Below are 26,534 nucleotides of genomic sequence, written 5' to 3'. Positions count from 1 at the left end.
GGATGTCTTTCTTGCACTGGCACGTCGCCATCGGAGGACATCCTACGTCATGATCGGCTGGTGCCGCTGCACCCGCGCGGGTGGGAACAAGCCTCTTGACCGGGGCGGGAACGAGACTTAGGGTTCCGGCAAGTCATAGGACGTCCCACGTCCTACTTCTCGATGCTTTCTGGGTGGAACACCGCATCAAGTCAGGAGACGCCATGTCCCGAACCGCCATGGGGACTCAGTTCAACCGGCGCGCACTGCTGCGCTACGCCGGCCTCGCCGGGGCTGCCGCAGCGGTTTCGTCGACGCTCGCCGCGTGCGGCGGTCCCGCGTCGACCAACAAGACCGGCAGTTCGTCCGGTTCCGTCACCGCGGTGATCGGGTACGGCAACAACCAGACCTGGGACCCGCTGCAGACCGCGTCGGCGTTCGCGATGGCGGCCATCCTGCACAGCTACGAATCGCTCGTCGAAGGCGATCCGGTCACCCGGGAACCCTTCCCCGGCCTGGCGAAGGCGCTGCCCGCGGACCTCAAGAGCACCAAGCTGCGCTTCGAACTGCGCGACGGCGCGAAGTGGCACGACGGCAAGCCGGTGACCGCCGACGACGTGGTGTTCACCTACGCCCGCGTCCTCGATCCCAAAGAAAACGTTCTCATCCACAGCTTCTTCTCGCAGTGGCTGCAGTCGGTCGCCAAGGTCGACGAGAAGACCGTGGAGTTCACGCTGAAGTTCGCGTTCCCGTACGCGCTGCAGCGGATCCAGATCTGCAAGATCGTGCCCAAGCACGTGTTCGAGAACAACTGGAAGGCCGCCGCCGCGGGCAAGGTCGTCGGCTCCGGGCCGTACAAGATCACCGAACAGGCCCCGCTTTCGCACACCACGTTCGAGAAGTTCGCCGACTACAACGGCCCGCGCCCGGCCGCGTACGACAAGATGCTCTGGAAGTCCATTGTGGATTCTGCGCCGCGAGTAGCGGCGATCTCCGGGGCGAAGCCGGACGCGCAGATCGCGGAGAACATCCCGCCGGCCAACGCCGAGCAGCTGCGCAAGGCGGGCCGCACGGTCGAATTCGCCGACGGCGGCAACAACCTGTTCCTCCTCTTCAACACCAAGCACTCGCCGTTCGCCGACAAACGGGTCCGCCAGGCGCTGCATTACGCGATCGACAAGAAGAAGATGATCGGGATCGGCTTGCGCGGCACCGGAACCGCGGGCACGTCGTTCATCAACCCCAAGCTCCCCGGTTCGCAGCCGGCGTCGCAGAGTTTCGAGTTCAACCCGGAGAAGGCGAAGCAGCTGCTCGCCGAAGCGGGCGTCAGCGGCTTGAAGATCTCACTGTCCACAACGAACACCTCGCTGGTGCTCGACTGCGTGAAGGTGATCAAAGAGGGCTGGGACGCGATCGGCGTGCAGACCACTTTGGACTCCCAGGACACCAAGGCGCTGTTCTCCAAACTGGACAACGGCGACGACTTCCAGGTCGTGGCCACCACGAACAACCCGCTCCAGTTCGGCAACGACCCGGACCTGCTGATCCGCTATTACTACGACGCGCAATCGGTGCTCATGACGAGGTACGCGCGCTGGAGCGGCGACGACACGAACGCGTTGCTGGCGCTGCAGGACAGGGCCGCCGCGGAAACCGACGAGACCAAGCGGAACGGGCTGTACAAGCAGCTGCTCGACCAGATTTCCGAGCAGGCGGTGATCTACCCGGTCGTCTTCACGCAAATGGGCACCGCGTGGGATCCGAAGGCGATCTCCGGCGTGCGCGCCCAGGGCTACCCGGGCATCTACCTCAACCAGGCCAAACCGGTCTGACGGGAGACGCAAGTGACAGTCGTCGTGCGGATGCTGGCCGGTCGCATCCTCGCCCTGATCCCGCTGCTGCTCGGCGTGATCCTGTTCGTGTTCATCGTGATGCGGTTCTCGCCGGTCGACCCGGCGATGGCCGCGTTCAACGGCGCCAACGCCACCGCCGACCAGCTGCAGCAGTTCCGCGAGCAGAACGGCCTGCTCGACCCGTTGCCGCTGCAGTACGTGCACTTCGTGTGGCACCTGCTGCAGGGCGACTTCGGCACGAGCGTGATCACCAAGGAGCCGGTGGGCCAGACCATCGCCACCGCGCTCCCGCTCACCGTGCAGCTGACCCTGCTCGGCCTGGCGCTCGCGCTCGTCGTGTCGGTGGTGCTCGGCGTGACCTCGGCGCTGTTCCGGGGCCGCTGGCCGGACCACCTGATCCGCTTCGTGACGCTCGCCGGGGTCGCCGCGCCCGCGTTCTGGATCGCGCTGCTGCTGGTGCAGTGGCTGGCCGTCGGCAAGGGTCTCTTCCCCACCAGCGGCTACGTCAGCCCGGCGGATTCCTTCTCCGGCTGGCTGAACTCGCTGACGCTGCCCGCGATCGCGCTGTCCGCGCCGGTCGCCGCGCAGCTGACCCGGGTGATCCGGACGTCGATGGTCGAGGAACTCGACAAGGACTACGTGCGCACCGCGCGCGGCGGCGGGCTGCCGCCGGTCGTCGTGGTCGGCCGGAACGTGCTGCGCAACGCACTGGTCAACCCGCTGACCGTGCTCGGCCTGCGGGTCGGCTACCTGCTCGGCGGCGCGGTGGTGATCGAGACGATGTTCGCGCTGCCCGGCATGGGCCAGAACATGATCCAGGCCGTGCAGGACGGCGACACCGCCAAGGTGCAGGGCTTCGTGATCACCATCGCGGCCGGGTTCGTGCTGGTCAACCTCATTGTTGACGTGTTGTACCTCGTCGCCAACCCCCGTCTGCGGAGCCGCTCGTGATGCGCCCAGTCCTCCGCCCCGGCCTCACCGCCCGGCTTTCGCGGCCCGGCGTCCGGTTCCGGCGGCTTCCCCTGTCCTCGTGGATCGCGCTGGGCGTGCTGATCGTGCTCGGGCTCGTCGCGGTCCTCGGCACCGCCGTCGCCACGCACAACCCGGACGTGCTCAGCACCGACACCGGCGGGCCCAGCGCGGCGCACTGGTTCGGCACCGACCAGTCCGGCCGCGACATCTTCTCCCGGCTCGTCGCGGGCACCCGCTGGTCGCTCGCGATCGGCCTCGGCGCGACGCTGCTGGCGCTGGTCGCGGGCGTCCTCGTCGGCTCGTTCGCGGCGACGTCCGGCCGCCGGGTCGACGGCCTGGTCATGCGGGTGCTCGACGTGCTGATGGCCTTCCCCGGCATCGCGCTCGCCGCGGTGCTGGTGGCGGTGTTCGGGCGCGGCATCCTCGTGCTGATCCTCGCCATCGGCTTCCTCAACATGGCCCCGGTGGCGCGGGTGGTGCGGGCGAACGTGCTCGCGCAGTACGGCGAGGACTACGTCGCGGCCGAACGGGTGATCGGCGCGAAACGGCTGTTCATCCTCGCCCGGCACGTCGCGGTGAACTGCGCCGCGCCGATCCTCGTCTACTGCACGGTGACCGTCGCCGACGCGATCGTCTTCGAGGCGTCGCTGTCGTTCATCGGCGCGGGCATCCAGCCGCCCGACCCGTCGTGGGGTTCGGTGCTGTCGGACGGCAAGGACCTGGTGCTGACCGGCGGCTGGTGGGCGACGCTGTTCCCCGGCCTGCTGATCCTGATCACCGTGCTGGCGTTGAACATTCTCTCCGAGGGCATCTCGGACGCGTGGGCCGCGCCGTCGGCTCGCACCGCCAAGGCGGCCGAAGCCGCGCAAGAAATCGAACTGGCCCCGGAGACCGCTCCAGCGGTGCTGCCCCTGCGTGGTCTGCGCGAGGCCGGGCAACGGCTGGCGGCCAAGGCGAGGGATCTGTCCGGCCGGGAAACCGTGCTGGCGGTGAAGAATCTCGCGATCTCGTTCCCGGACCGGCACAACGGCGTCAACGTAGTCGACGGAGTGTCCTTTTCGGTCCGTTCCGGCGAGGTGCTCGGCTTGATCGGCGAATCGGGCTGCGGGAAATCGCTCACCGCGCTGTCGATCATGGGCCTGCAGCCGGACGCCGCGCGGCTCAGCGGCGAGATCCGGTTCGCGGGCGACGACCTGCTCACCATGAAGCCGAGCGCCCGCCGCCGGCATCTCGGGCACGACCTGGCGATGGTGTACCAGGACGCGCTCAGTTCGCTGAACCCGGCGATGACGATCCGCGCGCAGCTCAAGCAGTTCACCCGGCGCGGCGGCACCCGCACGCCGGAAGAGCTGCTGGAACTGGTCAACCTCGATCCGGGCCGGACGCTGCGGGCGTACCCGCACGAGCTGTCCGGCGGGCAGCGGCAGCGCGTGCTGATCGCGATGGCGCTGTCCCGGAGCCCGAAACTGATCGTGGCGGACGAGCCGACGACGGCGCTCGACGTGACCGTGCAGGCGCAGATCATGGCCCTGTTGCTGCGGTTGCAGGAGGAACTGGGCTTCGCGTTGGTGCTGGTTTCGCACGACCTCGCGCTGGTGTCCGACATCGCCGACCGGGTCGTGGTGATGTACGGCGGGCAGGTCGCCGAGACCGGAGCGACCGCGGCCGTCGTCGGCGCGCCGCAGCACCACTACACGCGCGGCCTGCTCAGCGCGGTGCTGTCGCTGGAGGAAAACGAAGCGACGCTCACCCAGATCAAGGGCGTCGTACCCGCTCCGGCGGACTTCCCGCCCGGCTGCCGGTTCGCCAGCCGGTGTCCCGCCGCGCGCGGGCATTGCTTCGAGGTCGCACCCGAACCGTCGGGCAACGGACATCTCGTCGCCTGCCACTACCCCGCCGAGAGCCCGGTCGCGGTCCTGACGGAAGGAGCGCAGGCATGAGCCTCGTCGAAGTCGACGGCGTGCACGTGGTGCACAAGATCCGCGGTTCGAGCCTTTTCGGACACGACAAGGTGTACGCGCTCACCGACGCGACCTTGTCCATCGCGAAGGGCGAAACCGTCGGCGTGGTCGGGGAATCCGGCTGCGGAAAGTCCACTTTGGCCAAAGTGCTGGTCGGGCTGCAGAAGCCGACGGCAGGCACCGTGCGGTACGCGGGGCAGCCGCTGTCCGCGCTGCGCTCGGCCGAGCTGGGCCGCACCGTCGGCATGATCTTCCAGGACCCGTCCACCGCGCTGAACCGGCGGCTCCCGGTCGCGAAGATCCTCCGTGACCCGCTCGACGTGCACCAGGTCGGCACTGCCGAGGAGCGCGCCGAGCGGGTCCGGGAGCTGATGGGCCTCGTCGGCCTTCCGTCCAGTGTGGCCGATGCGCTGCCGTCGCAACTGTCCGGCGGGCAGAGGCAGCGCGTCGCGATCGCCCGTGCGCTCGCCCTGCGGCCAGCCTTGCTGGTGGCCGACGAGCCAACGTCCGCTTTGGACGTTTCGGTGCGCGCGCAGATCCTGAACCTGTTGCTGGAACTGCGCGAACAGCTCGAACTCGCGATGGTGTTCGTGTCGCACGACATCCAGACCGTGCGCCGGATGAGCGACCGCATCGTGACGATGTACCTCGGCCGGATCGTCGAACAGGCCCCGGCCGCCGAACTGCCGCACCACGCGCATCACCCGTACACCCGCGCGTTGTTCTCGGCGACGCCGAGCCTGCTGCACCCGGTGGAACCGATTGTCCTCAGTGGACCCGTGCCGTCGGCCACCGCGCCGCCGCCCGGCTGCCCGTTCCACACGCGCTGCCCCCGAGCCACCGACGAGTGCTCTCTCGCCTTGCCACCGCAGTCCGGGCCGGACGAGCACACCTACCGCTGCATCCACCCAGAAATCGGAGTGACTTCCTCATGACTGCGCCCCAGTTCGCCGGCATCATCCCGCCGCTGTGCACGCCGTTCCACGACGATTTCACGGTGGACACCGCGTCGCTGCGGCGGCACATCGACTTCCAGCTCGACGCCGGCGTGCACGGGATCTTCGTGCTCGGCTCGTCCAGCGAGGTCGCCTTCCTCCCCGACGACCAGCGGCGGATCACCGTCGAAACCGCGGTCGACCAGGTCGCCGGCCGGGTCCCGGTGCTGGCCGGCTGCATCGACATGACGACCCTGCGCGTCGCGGAGCACGTGAAGACCGCCGAAGCGGCCGGCGCGGACGCCATCGTGGTGACCGCGCCGTACTACACCCGCACGCACGTCGCGGAAATCGACCGGCACTTCCGGCTGCTGCACGAGCGGACGTCGCTGCCGATTTTCGCCTACGACATCCCCATGGCCGTGCACACCAAACTCGACCGCGACATGGTGCTGAACCTGGCCGCGGACGGCGTTTTGGCCGGGCTCAAGGACTCCAGCGGCGACGAGGCCGGCTTCCGGATGGTGCTGCAGGCCCGCCGCGAGCGCGGTCTGGAGCAGTTCGCCGTGTTCACCGGCTCCGAACTCCTCGTGGACGCCGCGCTCGCGCAGGGCGCGGACGGCGCGGTGCCGGGCCTCGGCAACGTCGACCCGGTCGGCTATGTGCTGATCTACGACCACTTCCGCGGCGGCAACCCGCAGGCCGCGCGGCGCGAGCAGGAACGGCTGCTGACGCTGTTCAGCATCACCGACGTCGCGCCGCCGCACCGGATGGGCCGCGGTTCGGCCGCGCTCGGCGCGTTCAAGGCGTCGATGAAGATGCGCGGGTTCATCGACAACGCGGTGATGGCACCGCCGCAACTCCCCCTCAACGACGACGAACTCCTGCAGATCAAGGGAAAGCTAGCGGAAGCGGGTCTCCTCTGATGGACCGTCTGTACTACGGCGGGGATTACAACCCCGAGCACTGGTCGCCCGACGTGTGGGCGGAAGACCTGAAACTGATGGCCGAGGCTTCGGTTTCGATGGTGACCGTCGGGATCTTCTCCTGGGCGCAGGTCGAACCGCGGCCGGGCGAATTCAATTTCGGCTGGTTCGACACGGTGATGGACAATCTCGCCGACGGCGGGGTCCGCGCCTGTCTCGCCACCATGACAGCCTCGCCGCCGCCGTGGCTTTCCCACCAGCACCCGGAAATCCTGCCGGTACGCGCGGACGGCACCCGGCTTTCCGCCGGCGCGCGGCAGCAATTCTGCCCGTCCAGCCTGATTTTCCGCGAGCACGCTGCGCGGCTGGTGGAAAAGGTCGCTACGCGGTACGCCGGACATCCGGCGCTGGAAATGTGGCACATCGGGAACGAATTCGGCTGCCACATCCGCGCCTGCTATTGCGACGAGTCCGCTGTGGACTTCCGGCGCTGGCTCACCGAACGCTACGGCAGTATCGAGGCGTTGAACGAAGCCTGGAGCACGACGTTCTGGTCGCAGCGGTATTCCGACTTCGCCGAGGTGCAGCCGCCGCGGGTCGCGCCGACTTTCCCGAACCCGGCGCAGCAGCTGGACTTCCACCGGTTCTCCTCCGACGCGTCGCTCGGCTGCTATCTCAACGAGCGCGAGGTGCTCGCTCGCATTACCCCGGACGTCCCGGTGACCACGAACTTCGTCGGCCGGGTGCAGAAGTCGCTCGACTGGCACCGGTGGGTTCAGCACGAGGACGTGGTGAGCCTCGACTCCTACCCGGACCCGCACGATCCGCGCTCGCACGTGGAAGCGGCGTTCGCCTACGACCTCGTCCGGTCCCTTAAGGACGGTCAGCCGTGGCTGCTGCTCGAACAAGCGCCAAGCGCGGTGAACTGGCGCACCCGCAACGGCCCGAAGCCGCCGGGAACGATGCGACTGGACAGCTGGCAAGCGATCGCGCGCGGAGCCGACGCGGTGCTGTTCTTCCAGTGGCGGCAAACCTCCGGCGGTGCCGAGAAGTTCCACTCCGCGATGGTGCCGCACGGCGGCGCGGAGACCCGTACCTTCCGCGGAGTCCGCGATCTCGGCCAGGAACTGTCCACAGTGCAGCAGATCGCCGGATCCCGGGTACGGGCCGACGTCGCCTTCCTGCACGACTGGAACAACTGGTGGGCGCTGGAGCTGAACTCGCATCCCTCAGATGACCTCGACCAGCTCGAAACGCACCTCGCGCACTACGCGCCGCTCTTCGACGCGAACGTCACCTGCGATGTCCTGCACCCGGCGCAGGATCTGTCCGGATACAAGCTCGTCGTGGTGCCCAATCTGTACCTGATGGACAGTGCGGTCGCCGCCAACCTCCGCTCCTATGTGGAGGGTGGCGGGCACCTGGTGGTGTCGTTCTTCTCCGGCATCGCCGACGAGAACGACCGGGTGTACACCGGCGGCTATCCCGCTCCCTTGCGCGACATTCTCGGCCTGGTCGTCGACGAGTTTTGGCCGCTGCCCGAAGGCGGTTCCACCACCCTCGACCTCGACGGCGCCTCCGTGGGCGCGACGATCTGGTCCGAATGGATCGAGACCGAGGGCGCGGACGTCGTCGCCACCTTCGCCGAAGGCCCGCTGTCGGGCCGCCCCGCGATCACCCGGCACGAGTTCGGCTCCGGCGTCGCGTGGTACCTCGGCACCCGCCCGGACGCGGCCGTCATGCGGACCCTCTTCGACCGGATCACCGCCGACGCCGGAGTCTCCCCGGTGCTCTCCGGCCTTCCGGACGGTGTCCAGGCGATCGTGCGGCACGGCGCGGACGACTACCTGTTCCTGCTCAACCACAACGCGCATCCCGTCACGGTTTCGCTTCCTTCGCCCGGTACAGATTTGCTCACCGATCCCGCCCAGCCATCGTCCGAAGTGGAATTGGCCGCGCACGGCGTGGCCGTCCTTTCCGGACAGTTCGGAACGGAGACCAGATGAGAACCGCCCTCCGCGTGGTGCTGGCATTCGTGCTGCTGGCTTTCCTCGCTCCCGTCGGCGCGGCACAGGCCGCCCCTCAGTTCGACCAGAAAGCGCTCTTCAACCCGCACCAGGAAACAGGATACGCCTGCTTCCGCATCCCGGCGATCGTCCGCAGCACGCACGGCACGCTGCTGGCCTTCGCCGAGGGCCGCAAGGACAACTGCGGCGACACCGGCGACATCGACCTGGTCCTGAAGCGTTCGACCGACGGCGGCACCACCTGGTCGCCGCTGCAGGTGGTGAACCGCGGCGGCGGGGACACCCACGGCAACCCAGTGCCCATTGTGGACGCTAAAACCGGCCGGATCGTCCTGATCACCACGTACAACAAGGGCCGCACCGACGACAAGGGCTGCGACGTGCCGTGCCCGCGCACCCCGCACTCGCAGTACAGCACCGACGACGGCCGTACCTGGTCGGCACCGGTCGACATCAGCGCGCAAGCCAAACTCCCAGCCTGGGATTCGTGGTACGCCTCGGGCCCGGTGCACGGCATCCAGCTCCAGCGCGGCCAGCACGCGGGCCGGCTCGTCTTCGGCGTGAACGCCGAACGCAGCGACGGAACCAACTCCGTCGAAAACTACGCCGGACTCATCTACAGCGACGACAGCGGCTCGACCTGGCACGTCGGCGCGGTCGACAACTACCTGCATCCGGTCGGCGGCACCTTCACGCAGAAACCGTCGGAAGTCAGCGTCGTGGAACTGCCGGACGGCACCATTTACGCCGGCGGCCGCGAACAAAGCGGCACCGACATCGGCAACCGCGACTACGCGCTGAGCCGCGACGGCGGCCAGACCTTCGCCCAGCGCTTCACCACCATCCCCGACCTCGTCACCCCGATGGTGCAGGGTTCCTTGCTGCGCCTCGACCGTCCCGGCGGCAAGCGGATTCTCTTCGCCTCCCCCGCGGACACCGACCGACGGCGCTGGATGACCATCCGTTCGTCCTATGACGACGGTCGCACCTGGGAAACCGCCGAGCAGGGCACCCGAGTCACGACAGACTGGTCGGGCTACTCCGACCTGGTCCAGCTGAGCGGCCCGCAGGACCGAAACGCGAAAATCGGCCTGCTGTACGAAGGCGGTCCCGTAGACGCCCGCGACGAGATCCGCTTCGCCCGCTTCGACGAGAACTACCTAGGCTGGAAGCGCGATCCCGGAGTGTCCACTCCAGACGTCGCAAGTGGACAGCCCGCCCGCATCCTCGGCGACGCCAGTCTGGCTTCCGGCAAGTTCGGCAAAGCGGTCCAGCTCAAGAACGGCTTCGTGCGCGTCCCGTACTCGCCGGCGCAACTGGTGGGCTCCGGCGACTTCACCTTCTCCACCTGGGTCAAGTACGGCGCGGTGAAAGACCCGCAGCCGATCCTGTGGCTCGGCGGCATGGGCTCCACCGCGCCCCAGCTGTGGCTGCGAGCCGAACCCGCGTCGCACCGTCTGATCGCGATGATGACCACCTCGGCCGGAAGCAAATCGGTTACCACACAATCGGCCTACGACGACCAGAAATGGCACCACATCGCCCTCCAGCGATCGGGCGGCCAGCTCCGCATCATCGTCGACGGCACCGTAGCCGCCTCCGGCCCCGACTCCCCCGGTTCGGTCACCCAAACCGTCTCGTTCCAGCTGTGGCTGGGCGAACGCCTGGACGGCGCCCAGCACCTGACCGGCTCGCTCGACGACGCCCGGCTCTACCGGCGGGCACTGTCCACTGCGGACTTGACCACCGTCCGCGCCGGAAAGCCAGTCTCAGGCGCGGTCATGGAACTTCCCTTCGACCGGTAACTCCGTGGCTGAAGCCGGGTGTTCGCCACCCGGCTTCAGCCGTGCAACGCGAGATACGGCGCGATCCCGACGAGCACCGCGACCAGCGCGGCCTTGAGCGTCTTGGTCGGCAGCGCGTGCGCGATCCGCCAGCCGATCAATACTCCGGCCAGCTCCGGAATCCCGACAACCGCTGCCAGCCGCCAGTCGACCGCGCCGTGCAGGACGTACCCGACCGTGCCGACGCTGGCGATCACCACCGACTGCGCCTGCGCCGCCGCGAGCGCCCCGAGCACCGGCATCCCGGCGACGACCAGCAACGGCACCGCCAGCATCGGCCCGCCGACCCCGACCAGCCCCGCCACCACCGCGACCCCGGCCCCGATCGCTCCCGCGAGCGGCAACCCCACCGGCCGCTCCCGGCCCTTCAGCCCGACGAACACCGCGACGATCAAAGCGAACCCGCCGAGCACAATCCCGAAGGCCTTGGCCGACACCCAGGAATTCAGCAGCACTCCCAACGGCGTCCCCACGACGGCGACCGCCGCGAGCACCCCCGCCACCCGCCGCGTGCCCGGCTCTTTCAACTGTCCGGAGTGGACAAAGGCGGCACTACCGAGAATCCCGGTCGCCACATGCGTGACGATCGCCGTCCCCGCGACCTGCGCCGGGGAGAGCGACGTGAAGACGAACAACCCGACCGTCGCCAGCACCCCGCCCGGCCCGACCGCGGTGATCCCGATCCCGGCCAGCAACCCGGTGACCATGAGCGCGACGAGCACAACCACTCCCAACCTTGTTACGAAGTCACCAAACAGCGCGACGGCAACTGCCCGTGCGCCGCGCGGTCGTCAAACCCGCGCAGAATCACCGCACGGCAAGACATCACCGCGTCACAAACCGGCTTCCTCAGCCACAATCACCCGGCACCGCGATGCAACGTAGCCCGCAGCGTCAGCCGATCCGCCCGGATGTGCAGCCACTCCGCGTCCACCGGCCGCCCGTCCGGCAACCGGGTCAACCGGTCCAGCGCGAACACCGCCGTCCCCGGCGCGACGTCCAGCAACGCGGCCGTATCCGGCCCGGCGGACACCGCGTGCACCTCGACTTCCGCCCGCCCCAGCCGGATCCCGTTCGTCTCCTCCAGCAGCGCGAACAGATCCCGGTGCGCCAAGTCCTTCTCCAGCAACGGAATCCCCAGATCCGCCACCAGATACGTCGAGTCCAGCGACAACGGCGCCCCGCCGAGGCGACGGACCCGCTCCAGGTGCACGACCTTCTCCCCCGCCGCGAGCCCAAGCCGTTCCGCCACCGACGGCGGCGCGGCGACGACCTCCGCCGTGCGCACCTCGTTCACGACCTCGCCGTGCCCTTCGAGCGCCTCCGCCAGCCCGGTCAGCTGGTCGAGACCATGCCCGTACTTCGGGCGCACCACCAACGTCCCGACACCCTGCCGACGCTCGACAAGCCCCTCGTCCCGCAGCAACGCCAGCGCTTCCCGCACGACATTCCGCGAAGCGCCGAACCACTCGCCCAGCTCCCGCTCGCTCGGCAACAGTTCGCCGACCTCGCCCGCGACGATCCGCTGCCGCAGTCCGTCCGCCGTCTCGCGGGCCCGCTCCGCCCTCCGCCGCTCAGTCGCCACGCCGGCGACGTTACCCGGATTTTGATTACGCCGAGGTTACGCCACCCACATTGACCTGCGGAAACGCCGTGAGCAGCGCCGATGGCGGCCCGTCCGCGCGTTCCGCCACCCGGAGCCTGCGGCACCCGCGGCAAGCTCGCCGTCAGGGGAGGAATCATGACCGTCTTCGGGGTCCGCGCGGACGGGTTCGCGTTCTTCCCGAACGCCGCACGCGGACGCCGACCTCCTCAGCAAATGCTGCCGAGACTGGACGTCCACCCCCACCACATGCCGTACTCGGCGAGGTTCCCCGCGTCGTTCAGGTGGATGTTGTCCGCCAGCCACGGGCTCGGATTGGGCAGATTCGCCGAACCGGCGGGCGGGATGTACTGCCGCAGGTCCACGAGCGCGGTGCCCTTCGCGACCGCCGTCTGGTAGATCGCCGTGGCGTACTGCGGCCAGAAGTACTTCTGCGTCTGCCCGCCCCACGGGTTGGGCGTCCACTTCAGCTCGGCGTAGATCGACAGCAGGATGTCCACCCCGGGCCGCGCGGCGCGGATGGTGTCGATGACCTTGCCGAGGTTCGCCTTGAACACCGCCGGGTCGATCTGCGCGATCAGCTCGTTGCCGCCGAGGTCGAGGAGCACCAGGTCGGGCTGGCGCTGCGCGATGTCGCCGAGCGCGGCGGTGGTGTCGGGCCAGCGGCCGCCGGGGAGGTAGTCGGCGGCCATCGCGCCGTTGTGCGCGTAGTTCTTCGTCGTGGTGCCCCATTCGGCACGCAGGTCGTTGGCGATTTTCGTGGTCCAGCCGTACGTGGTGGGCGCGTAAGTGTCCGTAGTGGACTGATAGCCCGTGGTCCCGTAGCCGGTGTCGGCCGACGTGCCGATGATCGCGACCTGCTCTTTTTGGTGCACCACGTGCTGGTCTGGCCCGCGTCGGCGGCGACGGCGGGGGACAACGCGATGCCGAAGCCGACCAGGGTCAGCAACGCCGCGATACGGGATCTTCGCATGGGGACCGGGCCTTTCCGGGAGAGACGATCTGCGGATCTGTCGCCGCGGCCGCCCCGCGCGTTACCGGTGTGCGGAAACGGAATCCGGGATGCGGGGACCGATGCGGTTCTGGCAGTCTCGGGGACGTGAAGATCTTGTTCGCCTCCGCGCCCGGCTACGGGCTCACCCTCCCGCTGATCCCGCTCGTCTGGGCGGCCCGCGCCGCCGGGCACGACGTGCTGCTGGCCACCACGTCCGAGATCGCCGAGGTGTCCGCGCGGGCCGGTCTCCCGGTCTGCGACGTCTTCCCCGGCCGCGACATCTGGACCGACCTGCTGGCGGGCGTCAAGGACGGAACCGGCCCGGACCCCGACGAGCCCGAGGAATACCGGATCGCCCGGCAGCACCGGGGCCCGTTCGGGCTGTTCACCGCCGCGATGACCGCGGGCACGATCGAGGCGGGCCGGGCGTTCGGCGCGGACCTGGTCGTGTACCCGTCCGACCACGGGGCGGGCCCGCTCGCCGCGGTCGCGCTCGGCGTGCCCGCGCTCGAGGTCGGCAATCGGATCTCGTGGTCCGCCCGCGACGTCTCCTGGCATTCCGAGCACGAGGACTTCCTGTCCGGCGACCTCATCGCCCTGATGCGCGAGAAACTCGGCCTCGGCGACGCACCGCCGAACGTCCTCGCCCGCATCGACCCGCGCGCGCCGAGCATGGGCGGCCTGCGCGCGGACGAGGAGTACGCCGACGACCGCGACGGCGTGCCCTGGTGGCCGATGCAGTTCGTGCCCTACAACGGCGGTTCGGTGCTTCCGGAATGGGCGCTGCGGAAGGCTGAACGGCCGCGCGTCGCGGTCACGCTGGGCACGGTCGTGCCGGTGATGTCCGGGATCAGCAGCCTGAAGGTGGTGCTGGACGCGCTCGGCGAGATGGACGTCGAGGTCGTCCTCGCGGCCGGGACCACGGACTTGAGCGAGCTGGGCGAATTGCCCGAGAATGTGCGGTCGGTGGGTTATTTGCCGTTGTCGGTGTTCCTGCCCGGGTGTTCCGCGATTGTCCATCACGGCGGGTCCGGGACTACTGCCGCGCCGTTGTTTTACGGGGTGCCGCAGTTGGTTTTGCCGAGTTTCGCGGATAATCCGATGTCGGCGGAGCGGGTGGTCGATCGCGGGGTCGGGGTCAGTCATGATCCGGCCACTGTGGACGTCGACACGGTGCGGAAGCTGGTGCGGCAGTTGCTTGAGGATGAGTCGTTCCGGGTTGCTGCGGCGGAGGTGCGGGATGAGATGGCTGCGCAGCCCAGTCCGGCGGTGGTTGTTGAGAGGGTGATTGCGGCGCTGCGCGCCGGGTAGGGGTTGCGGTGGGGCACCCCGAAGCCCAAGTGTGCTGACGGTTCGGGGGTGTTTGTCAAGGCGGGAAAGATGCCTTGACAAACACCCCCGAACCGCAGGGAGGCTTCGTATCGGGGTGCGGGGGAAGGGCTGGGTGCACCGCTTGTTGGGTGCGTGGGTGGCTGTTTAGATCGCGGTTTCGCCCTTGCCCAGCACCACGATTCCGAAATCGCTGACGTGGTAGTGGCCGCGGTCTCGCGCTAGATCCACGCCGATGTGGGCTCCTGGCGGGACGACGACGTTCTTGTCCAGGATCGCGCGCCGTACTACCGCGCCACGACCCACCCTCGCGCCGTCCAGCAGTACCGAACCCTGTACTACCGCGCCGTTTTCCACGAAAACGTCGGGAGACAGCACCGAATCCACCACCTGTGCCCCGGAAATGATGCAGCCGTTGCTCACGATCGACTGAGTCGCGGTGCCGCCCTCCACGAACTTCGCCGCCGCGCGCTGGCCGGGGTGGGCCAGGATCGGCCATTTCCGATTGTACAGGTTGAAAATCGGCTGGGTGGAAATCAGATCCGTGTGCGCGTCGTAATAGCTGTCGATCGTTCCGACGTCGCGCCAGTAGCCGTGGTCCCGATCCGTCTCGCCGGGCACTACATTGCCGCTGAAGTCGTAGACCGCCGCTTCGGATTTTTCCACCAGGGCCGGGATGATGTCGCGGCCCATGTCGTGTTTGGACGCCGGGTTCTTCGCGTCCGCGTGCAGGGCGTCGAGCATCACCTGCGTGGTGAACACGTAATTGCCCATCGACACATACGATTCGTCCGGCGCATCCGGCAGGCCCGGCGGTTCGTCGGGTTTCTCCAGGAAAGCGTCGATCTTGGTGCCGTCCTCGGTGCGGATCACGCCGAATGACCGGGCTTCGGAGCGCGGCACGCGGATTCCCGCCACCGTCACGCCCGCGCCGGACGCGATGTGCGCGTCGATCATCTGCCGCGGGTCCATCCGGTAAATATTGTCCGCGCCGAATACCGCGATGTACGCGGGCGATTCGTCGTGCACGAGGTTGAGGCTCTGGTGGATGGCGTCCGCGCTGCCCTGGAACCAGCGCGGGCCCAGCCGCTGCTGCGCGGGCACCGGCGTGACGTACTCGCCGGTCAGCGACGACAGCCGCCACGTCGTCGAAATGTGCCGGTCCAGCGAATGCGATTTGTACTGCGTCAGCACGCAAATCCGGCGGATCCCGCCGTGCACCAGATTGGACAGCACGAAGTCGATCAGGCGGTGCACGCCGCCGAACGGGACCGCGGGTTTCGCGCGGTCGGTGGTGAGCGGCATCAGCCGTTTGCCCTCGCCGCCGGCGAGGACGATGCCCAGCACATCGGAACCGTCGATCACGAAACCCTCCCGCACGCCTCGTACACCCCGACCGTCGCGGCGGCGATCGCTGCCCAGCCGAACTCTCCCACCGCGCGCTCCCGTCCGGCGAGGCCCATCCGGGCGGCGCGGGCCCGGTCGGCGGCCAGGTCGTTGATCCCGCGCGCGAGCCCGGCCTCGAAAGCGCCGGGCTCGGTCTCGTCGTAATGCACCAGCACGCCGGTCTCGCCGTCGGCGACCACCTCCGGGATGCCGCCGACGTCGCTGGCCACCACCGCGGTCCCGCACGCCATCGCTTCCAGATTCACGATGCCGAGCGGCTCGTAGACCGACGGGCACACGAACACCAGCGCGTGCGTCAGCAACTGGACGACTTCGCGGCGCGGCAGCATTTCCGGGATCCAGTGCACCCCGGACCGTTTTTCCTGCAGCTGCGCGACAAGCCCGCGGAACTCCGCGTCCAGCTCCGGCGTGTCCGCGCCGCCCGCGCACAGAATCAGCTGTACGTCTTCATCCAGAGCGGCCCCGGCGCGCACCAGATGCGGCACGCCTTTCTGCCGCGTGATCCGTCCGACGAACAGCGCGTACGGCCGGTTCGGGTCGATGCCGTGCTTCGCAAGCACGTCCGTGTCCGGATCAGGCTGGTAAAGCTCGGTGTCGATGCCGTTGCGCACCACGTGCACCCGCGCCGGGTCGACGTTCGGATACGCGGCGAGCACGTCGCGTCGCATGCCGGAGCTGACCGCGATGATCGCGTCCGCCGCCTCGTACGCCTCGCGCTCGATCCACGACGACACGCGATAGCCGCCGCCGAGCTGCTCGGCTTTCCACGGCCGCAGCGGTTCGAGCGAATGCGCGGTGAGCACGTGCGGAATGCCGTGCGCGAGTTTCGCCAGATGGCCGCCGAGGTTCGCGTACCAGGTATGACTGTGCGCGAGGTCGTGGCCGGCGAGCGCGTCGGCCATCGCGACCGCGATGTCCATGGTGGCGAACGCCGGCTGGACGTAGCCGTGCGCGTCGCGGTGCCCGTGCGCGCCGTCCGGCCGGTCCGGACCCCAGCAGTGCACGTCCAGGTCGACCAGCGACCGCAGTTCCCGCGCCAGGAACTCGACGTGCACCCCCGCTCCCCCGTACACGTCCGGCGGGTACTCCCGGGTGAGCAGGCCGACCTTCATGCGTCGACCCTAGACGTCCCGACCGGCCGCACGCAGTACGGAAAGCGGGCGAATCCGGTTAGCCGCTCAGAGTTCGCGCAGTCCCACCACGACGGTCGCGCCGAGTTCGTCATCCTCTTCCACGAACGCGGTCAACCCCGCTCGCCGCACCTCGACGGCCGCGGCTTCGGCTTGGCGTTCGCTGGCTTCGAAAAGCACATGCCCGCCAGGCGCGAGCCATTCCGGAGCCTCGGCGACGACGCGACGGAGCACGTCAAGGCCGTCCGCTCCCCCGTCGAGCGCGACGCGGGGTTCGTGGTCGCGCGCCTCGGGCGGCATGAGCGCGACGTCGCCGGTCGGGACGTACGGGACGTTCGCGATCAGCACGTCCACTCGGCCGCGCAGCTCCGGCGGAAGCGGCGCGTAGAGGTCGCCCTGGTAGACCTCACCAGGCACGTTCCGCCGCGCGCACTCGACCGCGGCGGGCTCGACATCCGCCGCGTGCAGTTCGATCCCGGGCACCTCGGCCGCGACCGTCGCGCCCAGCGCACCGGAACCGCAGCACAGATCGAGCACCACCTTTGTGCCGCGCGCGAACCTGGCGGCCAGCCGCACGAGCAGCTCCGTCCGATGGCGGGGCACGAAGACGCCCGGCGCGACAGCGAACCGACGGCCGGCGAACTCCGCCCAGCCGAGGATGTACTCCAGCGGTTCCCCGGCGGCCCTGCGCTCGACCATCCCGGCCACGTCGCCCGATTGGCCCAGCAGCAGCCGGGCTTCCTCCTCCGCGAACACGCATCCGGCGGCCCGCAAGCGCGCGACGACGTCCTCGAAGGCCCCGTCGCTCACGGCACCACGACGACCGGCCAGGTCGCGGCGCGCACCAGCCGGTTGCCGACCGAGCCGACGAGCCGGTGCCCGCCCTGCTCGGACGCGCCGACCACCACCATGTCGGCGTTCGCCTCCTGCGCGGCCTGGCGCAGTTCGGGGAAGGTCTCGCCGCGGCGGACCACGAACGTGACCGGCACCTGCAGGTCGGCCGCGCGGTCGCGCAGTTCCGCGCGCAGCTGCTCGATCTCCTCCTCGAAGGTCTGCTGCTGCACGTCGACGACCGCGGACGCGGCGAGGCCGGTCCACACCGTCGGCGCGGCCACGTACACCACGACCAGCCGCGCGCGCTGGCGCCGGGCGAGCCCGCCGCCGTAGGACGTCGCCCGCAGCCCGGTCGGCGACGTGTCCGCGCCGACCAGGATCACGCGCGGTCCGTCGGTGCCCCGTTCGTACGGGCCCGGGTCCCAGCTGGGTCCGTATTCCTCGACCAATTGCTCCACCCGGCCCATTATGTCGCCGGCGCCGGAACCCGCCCGGTCGCGTCCGTCACCGGCGGGGGAACGCCGGAAGAAAATTCCCACCCAGTTGGATTTCCCGTCCTTCGGAGTACCCCGGACGACTCTTGCCTGGTAGCGTCCCCGCAACCTGAACACGCGTCCGGGAAGGACCGGGGAGCCCACACGCGTGCGGCGGCGAGGCGGATCGCGATGCGAGACGATGTAGTCGAGGCGAGTGCCGTGGTCGGGCATTCGCCCGAGCAGGTATGGCAGATCGTCGGAAGCCCCGAGCTGTACCCGAGGTTCGTGCCGGCGATCAGCTGGTGCGAGGTCACCGTGCCGGCCGAACGGGGCCGGGGGCCGCACTGCCTGATCCGGCTGGCCCCGGACCGGGAGACCATGGTCGAGGGCACCGTCCACGCGGCGGTGTACCGGCCGGGCGAGCACGTCGTCTGGTGCGGGCTCCCGGACGAGCGGACCTGGGTGTCGGTCGAACTGCGCCCGGTCCCGCGCGGCGGCACCGAGATCGTGCTGCGGATGATGCTCCCGTCGCTGCCCCCGGAACACTCCGGCCTGCTCGCCCGCGGCACGGTGAAAGGCCTGCTCAAACAGCTGGCGAAGCGGATCGGCCAGCAGCTGTCCGGGCTCCCGGGCGACCCGCCGGAGCACGAGCCGGCCACCGCCCTGCGCACGGCGAACACGCTGGTCCGCGCGGGCGTGCTGGCCGCGGGACGGCCGGACAAAGTGGTCAAGCAGCTCAGTTCGTTCGCCCGCTGGGGCGCGACACTGGCCGGCGGCTACCTCGCCGCGACCGCGCGCGGCGCCGACGACATCGCGGTGCACGACGAGCGCAACACCCGCACCTTCGGCGAGATCGACGAGCGCAGCAACCGGCTGGCCAACGCGCTGGCCGCACTGGAGGTCAAGGCCGGTTCGCGGGTCGCGCTGATGTGCCGCAACCACGCGGCGATGGTCGAGGCGTTCGTCGGATGCAGCAAGCTCGGCGCCGACGTCGTGCTGCTCAACACCGGCCTCTCCCCCGCCGCCGTCGAGGAGGTGCTCACCCAGCATCCGCCCGCCGCGGTGCTGACCGACGACGAGTTCGCGCCGATCATCGCGTCGGTGCCCGGCGAATTCCCGCGCGTGAGCACCTGGGACGACGCCGAGGAGGGCTACCGCACGCTCGACGAACTGCTCCAGGACGCGCCGGCGACCCGGCCGAAGCCGAGCGAACGCGAGGGCCGGATCGTCGTGCTGACCTCGGGCACCACCGGGGCCCCGAAGGGCGCGCGCCGTCCGACGCCGAAGGGCGTGAGCACGTCGGCGACCGTGTTGTCGCGGATCCCGTTGCGGGCGAGGGACAAGATCGCCGTGGCCGCCCCGCTGTTCCACAGCTGGGGGCTGGCCGCGATGCAGCTGGGCATGGCGCTGCGGGCGGAGCTGTCGCTGATCCGCCGGTTCGACGCGGAGCAGACGCTGCGCACGATCGCCGAACACCGCTGCGACGCGCTGTTCGCGGTGCCGATCATGCTGCAGCGGATCCTCGACCTTCCCGAACGCGTGCGCAACCGGTACGACCTGTCGTCGCTGCGGATCGTGGCGAGCAGCGGGTCGGCGATGCCGGGCGCGTTCGTCACCTCGTTCATGGACACCTTCGGCGACGTCCTCTACAACTTCTACGGCTCCACCGAGGTCTCGTGGGCGAGCATCGCCGACCCGGCCGACCTGCGCGCCGCCCCGACGTCCGCCGGCCGCTGCCCGCCGGGCACCCAGGTCGCGATCCTGGACGAGGACCGCCGCCCCGTCCCGCCCGGCGACGAGGGCCAGATCTTCGTCGGCAACGACATGCTGTTCGACGGCTACACCAACGGGTCCAGCGTCGCCCGCGCCCACGACCTGATGGCCACCGGCGACGTCGGCTACCAGGACGCGTCCGGCAGGCTGTTCGTCACCGGCCGCGCCGACGAGATGATCGTGTCCGGCGGCGAGAACGTGTTCCCGCGCCCGGTGGAGGAGGCCTTGGCCGCACTGCCGGGCGTCTCGGACGCGGCCGTGGTCGGCGTCCCGGACGACGAGTTCGGCCAGCGCCTCGCCGCATACGTCGTCCTCCGCCACGGCGCGCGCATGCACGCGGAAGACGTCCGGCACTACATCCACCAGAAACTCGCCCGGTTCGCGGTGCCGCGCGACGTGTACTTCGTGCCGGAGCTGCCGCGGAACGCCACCGGGAAGATCGTGAAACGCCTGCTGAACGACGACCTCTGGCCGATCGCGCAGGGCTGAGCCCTACGGCCCGAGCGCCCGTCCAGCCGCCCTCCCCACCGCCTCCGCCACCACAGCCAGCGAAGGCGAGTCGAGCTTCCACTGCTGCCAATACAGCGCCACGTCCACCGCCCGCTCCGGTGCCAGATCGACCAGCTCCCGCCCGGACAACTGCAGTTCCGGCACCATCCCCCAGCCGAGCCCGGCCGCCACCGCGTCCACAAAGGACACTGACGCCGGGATGTAGTGCCGGACCCGGCTCGGCAGCTTGCGCCGGGTCAGCCGGCGCAAGAACCGGTCCTGCAGGTCGTCTTTGCGGTCGAACAACACCGCGGGCGCGCCCGGCAGCCGTTCGGCCAGCGAGCCTCCGTCCAGCCATCGGCGGACGAACTCCGCCGACGCCACCGCCCGGTACCGCATCGTGCCGAGACGGCTGACCGTGCAGCCTTGGACCGGCTGCGGCGTCGCCGTGATCGCGGCCATCACCAGGCCCTCGCGCAGCAGGGCGGTCGTGTGGTCCTGGTCGTCGCTGCGCAGGTCGAACGACACCGGCGGCTCGGCGGGCACCTCCTCGAGCGCGGACAGGAACCAGGTGGCCAGCGAGTCCGCGTTGACCGCGATCGGCAGCGTCGCCGGACGGCCCGGACCGCCGAGGCCCAGTTCCGCGCGGGTGTCCGCTTCGAGCCGGGTCAGCTGCCGCGCGAACCGCACCAGCACCTCGCCGGATTCGGTGAGCCGCACGGGTTTCGACCGCAGCACGAGCACCCGGCCGATCCGCTGTTCCAGCGCCTTCACGCGCTGGCTCACCGCGGGCGGCGTCACGTGCAGCACCGCCGCGGCGCGGTCGAACGACTGCTCGTCCACCACCGCCAGCAGCGTGCGGACCTGGTCGAGCGGAAGATCGGACATCACGATCGCTTATCTTAGTTCATAATCTTTACCTGGAATAATGCTCGCCAGCCCTTCTAACGTCGGCGGCGTGATCGCTGCCCTCACCGCTGGATTCGGCACCGGGATGTCCCTCATCGTCGCCATCGGCGCGCAGAACGCCTTCGTGCTCCGCCAAGGACTGCGCGGCGGTCTGGTCGTGCCGGTGATCCTCGTGTGCACGCTGTCCGACGCGGTCCTCATCGCCGCGGGCGTGAGCGGGATCGGCGCGGTGCTGCAGCGGTGGCCGTCGGCGATCAAGGCGATCGCGATCGTCGGCGGGCTCTTCCTGGTGGGATACGGGATCCTCGCCGCGCGTCGCGCCTTCCGCCCGGGCGCGCTGACCGTCTCCCCCGCCGACCTCACCTCGCCGAAGCGCACTCTCCTCACCTGCCTCGCGCTCACCTGGCTCAACCCGCACGTCTACCTCGACACCGTCCTCCTCGTCGGCTCCGTCGCGGCCGGACACGGCGACGGCCGCTGGCTTTTCGGCATCGGCGCGGTGGTCGCGAGCGCGGTCTGGTTCAGCTCGCTCGGGCTCGGCGCGCGCAAGCTGTCCGGCGTGTTCGCCCGGCCCGCGGCCTGGCGGATCCTGGACGGCGTGATCGCGGCGACCATGATCGCGCTGGGCATCGCTCTTCTCCTCCACCAGGGATAAACCAGCAGGCTTCCGGCGAACAAGACATTTAGCGTTGCTAATGGCTCTGGGTCAGAGCTAAATTGGCGGCATGCCCGCACCCCGGATCGACCTCGCCGAACGCGTCCTCACCACTGTGCTGGGCGTACGCCGCGTCGTACGCCGCCGCGTGCGAGCCGAATTGCCTGGACCGTTGCCGGGCTCGCAAGTGGAACTGCTGCGCGTGGTGCACCGAAACCCAGGCATCGGCGTCGCGGCGGCGGCCCGGGAGCTGAACCTGGCCGGGAATTCGGTGAGCACGCTCGTGAACGCGCTCACCGAGGCCGGTCTGCTGCGTCGCGAAGTCGACCCTGCCGACCGCCGCGCGGCTCGACTGCAGCTCACCGACGCGGCTCGCGAACGGATAGCCACCTGGCGGCGCGCCCGGATCGGGCTGGTTTCCACCGCGCTCGCCCAACTGTCCGAAGAGGACACCTCGGCCATCGTCGCCGCGCTGCCCGCCCTCGAACGGCTCACCGAAGCACTCAAGGAGGACACCGCATGAGCGAACCAGCAGTCCGCTGCACCGGATTGCGCCACGCCTTCGGCACCACTGTCGCGGTCGACAGCGTGGACCTCGCCATCGAGCCCGGCGAAGTCTTCGGCCTCCTCGGCCCGAACGGAGCCGGGAAAACCACCACGATCCGGATGATCACGACGCTGCTGCCCGTCACCGCGGACCACATCACCGTCTTCGGGCTCGACGTCGCCCGCCGCCGGATGGCCGTGCGCCGGCTGATCGGCTATGTCCCGCAACAGCTTTCCGCCGACGGCTCCCTCACCGGCCGCGAGAACGTGGCCCTGTTCGCCCGGCTCTTCGACGTGCCGCGAGCCCAGCGCGCCGCGCAGGTCTGCGAGGCGCTGGAACTGGTCGGGCTGGAGAACGACGCGGACCGCCCGGCCGGCCGCTACTCCGGCGGCATGATCCGCCGGCTGGAACTCGCGCAGGCGCTGGTCAGCTCGCCCCGGCTGCTGATCCTCGACGAGCCGACCATCGGACTCGACCCGGTGGCGCGCTCGACAGTGTGGGAGCGGATCTCCGAAATCCGCGTCAAGACCGGCATGACCGTGCTCGTCACCACCCACTACATGGACGAGGCCGAACAGTACTGCGACCGCGTCGCGCTGATGCACACCGGCCGGATCCGCGCGCTCGGCACGCCCGCCGACCTCGAAGCCGGGCTCGGCCCGGAGTCCACTTTGGACGACGTGTTCCGGGCCGTCACCGGGAACGCGCTCGACGCAGGAGGGATCCGCGATGTCCGCACCGCTCGCCGCACCGCCCGCCGTCTCGGCTGACCCCGGCCCGCTGGGGCAGCTGCGCGTGCTGTTCTCCCGGGCCGGTGCGATGTGCCTGGTGGAACTGCAGAAACTCCGCCGCGACCAGACCGAACTGCTCACCAGGGCGATCCAGCCCGCGCTGTGGCTGCTCATCTTCGGCGAAACGTTCACCCGGCTGCGCGCGATCCCGACCGGTCCGGTGCCCTACCTCGACTATCTCGCGCCCGGCATCCTCGCCCAGTCCGCGTTGTTCATCTCCATCTTCTACGGCATCCAGATCATCTGGGAACGCGACGCGGGCGTCCTCGCGAAGCTTCTCGTCACGCCGACGCCGCGCGCCGCATTGGTGTCGGGCAAGGCATTCGCCGCCGGGATCCGCGCGCTCGTGCAGGCGTTCATCGTGGTGATCCTCGCCGCACTGCTCGGCGTCGGGCTCACCGCGAACCCGTTGCGGCTGCTGGGCGCCGCGGTGGCCGTTGTGCTCGGTTCGGCTTTTTTCTGCTGTTTTTCCATCGTTATCGCCGGTTTGGTGCTTTCGCGCGAACGGCTGATGGGCATCGGCCAGGCGATCACGATGCCGCTGTTTTTCGGGTCCAACGCGCTCTATCCGGTGAACCTGATGCCGTCCTGGCTCAAGGTGCTCAGCCACGTGAACCCGCTGAGTTACCAAGTCGATGCCTTGCGCGGATTATTGATCGGCACCCCGGAGAACCTTTGGGCGGACTTCGGCGTCTTAGGGGGTGCGACCGCAGTGGCGATCGCGGTCGCTTCGGCTCTGCTGGGAAGGTTGGCTCGATGAAACACCCTGACGCACACACCGGTTTCTCACGAGAGCGGGCATAACGTGAGAACCGTGTCTCATCGCAGGGGGATAGCCCCGCTCCTCGGATTGTGCGTGCTGGCCGGGATTCTCGTCGCGGGCGCGTTCGCCCCGGTCGCGATCGGAGCCGGCGTGCTGTCCAACCAGGTCAGCGATTCCGTCGACGCCATCTCCGCGGATCTCGTGCACGCCGAGCCGCCGCTCGTCACCACGGTCACCGATCGCAACGGCGGGACGATCGCGACTTTGTACTCGCAGTACCGCATTCCGGTCACCGCGGCGCAGATCTCCCCGGCGATGAAAGCCGCGATCGTCGACATCGAAGACCGCCGGTTCTACAGCGAGGGCGGCGTCGACCCGCAGGGCATGCTGCGCGCCGCGGTGCACGACAGCTCGGGCGGGAACCTGCAGGGCGCGTCCACGATCACGCAGCAATACGTGAAGAACTACCTCGTGAACGTCGTGGACCGCGACAACAAGACGGCGCAGCAACGGGATCAGGAGGATTCCCTGGCACGCAAACTGCGCGAGGCGAAGATCGCCGTGCAGCTGAGCCAGACCGTGTCCAAGGACGACATCCTCGCCGACTACCTGAACGTGGTCGAATACACCGGCACGGTGTACGGCGTCGGCGCGGCCGCGCAAGCGTATTTCGGGACGACCGCGGACAAACTGACCGTGCCGCAAGCCGCGCTGCTCGCCGGAATGGTGAACAACCCCAACGTCTACAACCCGTACACGCATCCGGACAAGGCGCTCCAACGGCGCAATCTGGTGATCGACTCGATGGTGTCCGCCCGCTCGATCCCGGCCTCCTATGGGGCGGCCGCGAAGGCAACCCCGTTGGGGCTCAGCGGTTCCCGGCCGCAAGCACCGTCGAGCACGTGTCTCGGCGCGGCCCCGGACGCCGGGTTCTTCTGCGCGTACGCGGTGCGCTACCTCGTGCAGTCCGGGCTCACCGCCGACCAGATCGACACCGGTGGCTACACCGTGAAGACCACGATGGACCCGCACGTGAGCCAGGTGACGAAGGACGCGGTCAACGCGAATGTCCCGACCACCCAGGACGGCGTCGCCAACACCTTCGCGGTCGTCCAGCCCGGCACCGACGGGCACCAGGTGCTCGCGATGGTCGCGAACCGCAACTACGGCACCGATCCGGACCAGGGCGAGACGTCCACGAACATCGTGGCCGACGCGAGCAACAAGTTCGGCGCGGGCTCGTCGTTCAAGATCTTCACCTCGGCCGCGGCGATGGTGGCCGGGAAGGCGGGGTTGAACACGCCGCTGCCGAACCCGTTCAGCGACTGCTTCAACCCGCCCAACATGAACAAGTACACGCACTGCTACCCGGTCAGCAACGACGGCACGAGCTACCCGAACCCGATCTCGCTGGCCGCGGGCCTGGCGACGTCGCCGAACGTCGCGTTCGTCGGCCTGGAATCGCAAGTCGGCATGCCCGCCGTGCTGGACATGGCGCGAAAACTGGGCCTGCGCAACACGATGGCCACGAACGACGCAGGCAGCAAACCGATCACCGACCCGTCCGACGCCCGGTCAAAAAACCCGCAATACAACGAACCGCAATCGCAGTACTTCCAAAACCTGCTGTCCTTCACCCTAGGCAACAGCCCGGTCAGCCCACTGGAAATGGCGAACGTCTCCGCCACCCTGATGAGCGGCGGCAAGTGGTGCCCGCCCGACCCGATCCTGTCCGTCACCGACCGCCACGGCCAGCCAGTCGCCCTGCACCAGCAACCGTGCGAACAGGTCATCCCGCCCGGCGTCGCGAACACCCTGGAAGCCGGGCTGAGCCAAGACACCACCATCGGCACATCCGCCCGCGCGGCCCGCTCGGCCGGCTGGACGCACCCCGACATCGGCAAGACCGGGACCACCCAGCAAAGCGAATCGGTCGCGTTCGTAGGCGGAGTCGACCACTACGCCGTCTCGTCCATGGTCTTCGCCGACGGCCCGCACCCCCAGGAAATCTGCCCCGGCACCCCCGTCCACCTAGGCGACTGCGGCCACGGCGCCTTCGGTGGCACAGTCGCCGCGCCGCCGTACTTCGCCGCGATGAACCAACTGCTGGCCGGACAACCAGACGTCCCGATCCCGCCCCCAGACCCGGCCTACCTGGACGCCCACGCCTGACGGGCTCCGTGCGGGGCTCTGGCCCAGGGCCCCGCACGGACTCCCCCGCAATGCCACCCGCTTCCGCCCCGGCCTACCCGGGCACCCCGCCCGAGCCCGCTCCGGTGCAGGACCCCCAAGGCCCCGCACCAACTTCCCGCAACACCGCCCGCGTCCGCCGGAAAT

The 26,534-nt window shown here is 69.3% G+C and carries 22 protein-coding genes; 14 read left to right on the top strand and 8 right to left on the bottom strand.

What is annotated here, in order from left to right; all coding sequences use genetic code 11:
• Positions 1 to 203: 203 nt before the first annotated feature.
• The 7 genes from RPX00_RS29445 to RPX00_RS29415 are packed head-to-tail and all read left to right on the top strand — an operon-like array spanning position 204 to position 10,458.
• Complete coding sequence (locus tag RPX00_RS29445) at positions 204 to 1,811, top strand: ABC transporter substrate-binding protein (protein WP_406630227.1); 1,608 nt, start codon at positions 204 to 206, stop codon at positions 1,809 to 1,811.
• 12 nt (positions 1,812 to 1,823) lie between these two features.
• Positions 1,824 to 2,783 carry an ABC transporter permease gene (locus tag RPX00_RS29440; protein WP_182892053.1) on the top strand — a complete coding sequence of 320 codons (960 nt, stop codon included), beginning with the start codon at positions 1,824 to 1,826 and terminating at the stop codon, positions 2,781 to 2,783.
• Positions 2,783 to 4,744, top strand: coding sequence for a dipeptide/oligopeptide/nickel ABC transporter permease/ATP-binding protein (locus RPX00_RS29435; RefSeq protein ID WP_406643137.1), 1,962 nt, complete (start codon positions 2,783 to 2,785; stop codon positions 4,742 to 4,744). The genes RPX00_RS29440 and RPX00_RS29435 overlap by 1 nt, the downstream gene beginning before the upstream one ends.
• Complete coding sequence (locus RPX00_RS29430) at positions 4,741 to 5,700, top strand: oligopeptide/dipeptide ABC transporter ATP-binding protein (protein ID WP_406630225.1); 960 nt, start codon at positions 4,741 to 4,743, stop codon at positions 5,698 to 5,700. The genes RPX00_RS29435 and RPX00_RS29430 overlap by 4 nt, the downstream gene beginning before the upstream one ends.
• Positions 5,697 to 6,626: a dihydrodipicolinate synthase family protein gene (locus RPX00_RS29425; RefSeq protein ID WP_406630223.1), complete on the top strand. Its 930-nt coding sequence runs from the start codon at positions 5,697 to 5,699 to the stop codon at positions 6,624 to 6,626. The genes RPX00_RS29430 and RPX00_RS29425 overlap by 4 nt, the downstream gene beginning before the upstream one ends.
• On the top strand, positions 6,626 to 8,632 hold the full coding sequence (locus tag RPX00_RS29420; RefSeq protein ID WP_406630221.1) for a beta-galactosidase: 2,007 nt from the start codon (positions 6,626 to 6,628) through the stop codon (positions 8,630 to 8,632). Before RPX00_RS29425 ends, RPX00_RS29420 begins: the two co-directional genes overlap by 1 nt.
• Positions 8,629 to 10,458, top strand: a complete 1,830-nt coding sequence (locus RPX00_RS29415) for an exo-alpha-sialidase (protein WP_406630219.1) — start codon at positions 8,629 to 8,631, stop codon at positions 10,456 to 10,458. The genes RPX00_RS29420 and RPX00_RS29415 overlap by 4 nt, the downstream gene beginning before the upstream one ends.
• 35 nt (positions 10,459 to 10,493) lie before the next feature.
• On the opposite strand, the gene RPX00_RS29410 is transcribed toward RPX00_RS29415, so the two are convergent.
• The 3 genes from RPX00_RS29410 to RPX00_RS29400 form a co-directional block, all read right to left on the bottom strand.
• On the bottom strand, positions 10,494 to 11,225 hold the full coding sequence (locus RPX00_RS29410; RefSeq protein ID WP_406630217.1) for a sulfite exporter TauE/SafE family protein: 732 nt from the start codon (positions 11,223 to 11,225) through the stop codon (positions 10,494 to 10,496).
• 131 nt (positions 11,226 to 11,356) lie between these two features.
• Positions 11,357 to 12,082 (bottom strand): GntR family transcriptional regulator, encoded by a 726-nt coding sequence (locus tag RPX00_RS29405; RefSeq protein ID WP_406630215.1) that lies wholly within the window; start codon positions 12,080 to 12,082, stop codon positions 11,357 to 11,359.
• 227 nt (positions 12,083 to 12,309) lie between these two features.
• Complete coding sequence (locus RPX00_RS29400) at positions 12,310 to 12,975, bottom strand: SGNH/GDSL hydrolase family protein (protein ID WP_406630213.1); 666 nt, start codon at positions 12,973 to 12,975, stop codon at positions 12,310 to 12,312.
• A 224-nt stretch (positions 12,976 to 13,199) separates the two neighbouring features.
• Between RPX00_RS29400 and RPX00_RS29395 the strand changes: the two genes are divergently transcribed.
• Complete coding sequence (locus RPX00_RS29395; RefSeq protein WP_406630211.1) at positions 13,200 to 14,405, top strand: glycosyltransferase; 1,206 nt, start codon at positions 13,200 to 13,202, stop codon at positions 14,403 to 14,405.
• A 165-nt stretch (positions 14,406 to 14,570) separates the two neighbouring features.
• Here RPX00_RS29395 and glgC read toward each other — a convergent pair whose 3' ends face one another.
• The 4 genes from glgC to RPX00_RS29375 form a co-directional block, all read right to left on the bottom strand.
• Positions 14,571 to 15,788: a glucose-1-phosphate adenylyltransferase gene (gene glgC, locus RPX00_RS29390; protein WP_406643135.1), complete on the bottom strand. Its 1,218-nt coding sequence runs from the start codon at positions 15,786 to 15,788 to the stop codon at positions 14,571 to 14,573.
• Positions 15,785 to 16,942 (bottom strand): glycogen synthase, encoded by a 1,158-nt coding sequence (gene glgA / locus RPX00_RS29385; protein WP_406630209.1) that lies wholly within the window; start codon positions 16,940 to 16,942, stop codon positions 15,785 to 15,787. Before glgA ends, glgC begins: the two co-directional genes overlap by 4 nt.
• 66 nt (positions 16,943 to 17,008) lie before the next feature.
• Entirely contained in the window at positions 17,009 to 17,770 is a 762-nt protein-coding gene (locus RPX00_RS29380) for a putative protein N(5)-glutamine methyltransferase (protein WP_406630207.1), read from the bottom strand.
• Positions 17,767 to 18,261 (bottom strand): universal stress protein, encoded by a 495-nt coding sequence (locus RPX00_RS29375; protein WP_406630205.1) that lies wholly within the window; start codon positions 18,259 to 18,261, stop codon positions 17,767 to 17,769. Before RPX00_RS29375 ends, RPX00_RS29380 begins: the two co-directional genes overlap by 4 nt.
• Before the next feature lie 198 nt (positions 18,262 to 18,459).
• Here RPX00_RS29375 and RPX00_RS29370 point away from each other — a divergent pair, with 198 nt between their 5' ends.
• A complete protein-coding gene (locus tag RPX00_RS29370) occupies positions 18,460 to 20,532 on the top strand; it encodes an AMP-binding protein (protein ID WP_406630203.1) in 2,073 nt (690 codons plus the stop codon).
• Positions 20,533 to 20,535: 3 nt separating this feature from the next.
• Here the strand turns inward: RPX00_RS29370 and RPX00_RS29365 are convergent, their stop codons facing one another.
• A complete protein-coding gene (locus RPX00_RS29365; RefSeq protein WP_406630201.1) occupies positions 20,536 to 21,420 on the bottom strand; it encodes a LysR family transcriptional regulator ArgP in 885 nt (294 codons plus the stop codon).
• A gap of 40 nt (positions 21,421 to 21,460) precedes the next feature.
• On the opposite strand from RPX00_RS29365, the gene RPX00_RS29360 reads away from it, so the two are divergent.
• The 5 genes from RPX00_RS29360 to RPX00_RS29340 all read left to right on the top strand — a co-directional run bounded on the left by RPX00_RS29360 (position 21,461) and on the right by RPX00_RS29340 (position 26,369).
• Entirely contained in the window at positions 21,461 to 22,096 is a 636-nt protein-coding gene (locus RPX00_RS29360) for a LysE/ArgO family amino acid transporter (protein WP_406630199.1), read from the top strand.
• A gap of 70 nt (positions 22,097 to 22,166) precedes the next feature.
• Positions 22,167 to 22,619: a MarR family winged helix-turn-helix transcriptional regulator gene (locus tag RPX00_RS29355; protein WP_406630197.1), complete on the top strand. Its 453-nt coding sequence runs from the start codon at positions 22,167 to 22,169 to the stop codon at positions 22,617 to 22,619.
• The gene (locus RPX00_RS29350; protein WP_406630195.1) at positions 22,616 to 23,413 is read left to right on the top strand and encodes an ABC transporter ATP-binding protein; all 798 of its coding nucleotides are present in this window, start codon (positions 22,616 to 22,618) and stop codon (positions 23,411 to 23,413) included. Before RPX00_RS29355 ends, RPX00_RS29350 begins: the two co-directional genes overlap by 4 nt.
• Positions 23,373 to 24,194, top strand: a complete 822-nt coding sequence (locus RPX00_RS29345) for an ABC transporter permease (RefSeq protein ID WP_406630193.1) — start codon at positions 23,373 to 23,375, stop codon at positions 24,192 to 24,194. The genes RPX00_RS29350 and RPX00_RS29345 overlap by 41 nt, the downstream gene beginning before the upstream one ends.
• A 54-nt stretch (positions 24,195 to 24,248) precedes the next feature.
• A complete protein-coding gene (locus RPX00_RS29340) occupies positions 24,249 to 26,369 on the top strand; it encodes a transglycosylase domain-containing protein (protein ID WP_406630191.1) in 2,121 nt (706 codons plus the stop codon).
• Positions 26,370 to 26,534: the final 165 nt, after the last annotated feature.

This window comes from Amycolatopsis sp. WGS_07 (assembly GCF_045278895.1).
Taxonomy (GTDB): domain Bacteria; phylum Actinomycetota; class Actinomycetes; order Mycobacteriales; family Pseudonocardiaceae; genus Amycolatopsis.
The sequence above is the reverse complement of the archived record's forward strand: the minus strand, read 5'-3'. Positions and strand labels throughout refer to the sequence as shown.

Coding starts and splice junctions, on each gene's coding strand:
- RPX00_RS29445 (WP_406630227.1), top strand. CDS start 204: ATGTCCCGAACCGCCATGGGGACTCAGTTCAACCGGCGCGCACTGCTG.
- RPX00_RS29435 (WP_406643137.1), top strand. CDS start 2,783: ATGCGCCCAGTCCTCCGCCCCGGCCTCACCGCCCGGCTTTCGCGGCCC.
- RPX00_RS29430 (WP_406630225.1), top strand. CDS start 4,741: ATGAGCCTCGTCGAAGTCGACGGCGTGCACGTGGTGCACAAGATCCGC.
- RPX00_RS29425 (WP_406630223.1), top strand. CDS start 5,697: ATGACTGCGCCCCAGTTCGCCGGCATCATCCCGCCGCTGTGCACGCCG.
- RPX00_RS29420 (WP_406630221.1), top strand. CDS start 6,626: ATGGACCGTCTGTACTACGGCGGGGATTACAACCCCGAGCACTGGTCG.
- RPX00_RS29415 (WP_406630219.1), top strand. CDS start 8,629: ATGAGAACCGCCCTCCGCGTGGTGCTGGCATTCGTGCTGCTGGCTTTC.
- glgA (WP_406630209.1), bottom strand. CDS start 16,942: ATGAAGGTCGGCCTGCTCACCCGGGAGTACCCGCCGGACGTGTACGGG.
- RPX00_RS29375 (WP_406630205.1), bottom strand. CDS start 18,261: ATGGGCCGGGTGGAGCAATTGGTCGAGGAATACGGACCCAGCTGGGAC.
- RPX00_RS29370 (WP_406630203.1), top strand. CDS start 18,460: ATGCGAGACGATGTAGTCGAGGCGAGTGCCGTGGTCGGGCATTCGCCC.
- RPX00_RS29365 (WP_406630201.1), bottom strand. CDS start 21,420: ATGTCCGATCTTCCGCTCGACCAGGTCCGCACGCTGCTGGCGGTGGTG.
- RPX00_RS29360 (WP_406630199.1), top strand. CDS start 21,461: ATGCTCGCCAGCCCTTCTAACGTCGGCGGCGTGATCGCTGCCCTCACC.
- RPX00_RS29355 (WP_406630197.1), top strand. CDS start 22,167: ATGCCCGCACCCCGGATCGACCTCGCCGAACGCGTCCTCACCACTGTG.
- RPX00_RS29350 (WP_406630195.1), top strand. CDS start 22,616: ATGAGCGAACCAGCAGTCCGCTGCACCGGATTGCGCCACGCCTTCGGC.
- RPX00_RS29345 (WP_406630193.1), top strand. CDS start 23,373: ATGTCCGCACCGCTCGCCGCACCGCCCGCCGTCTCGGCTGACCCCGGC.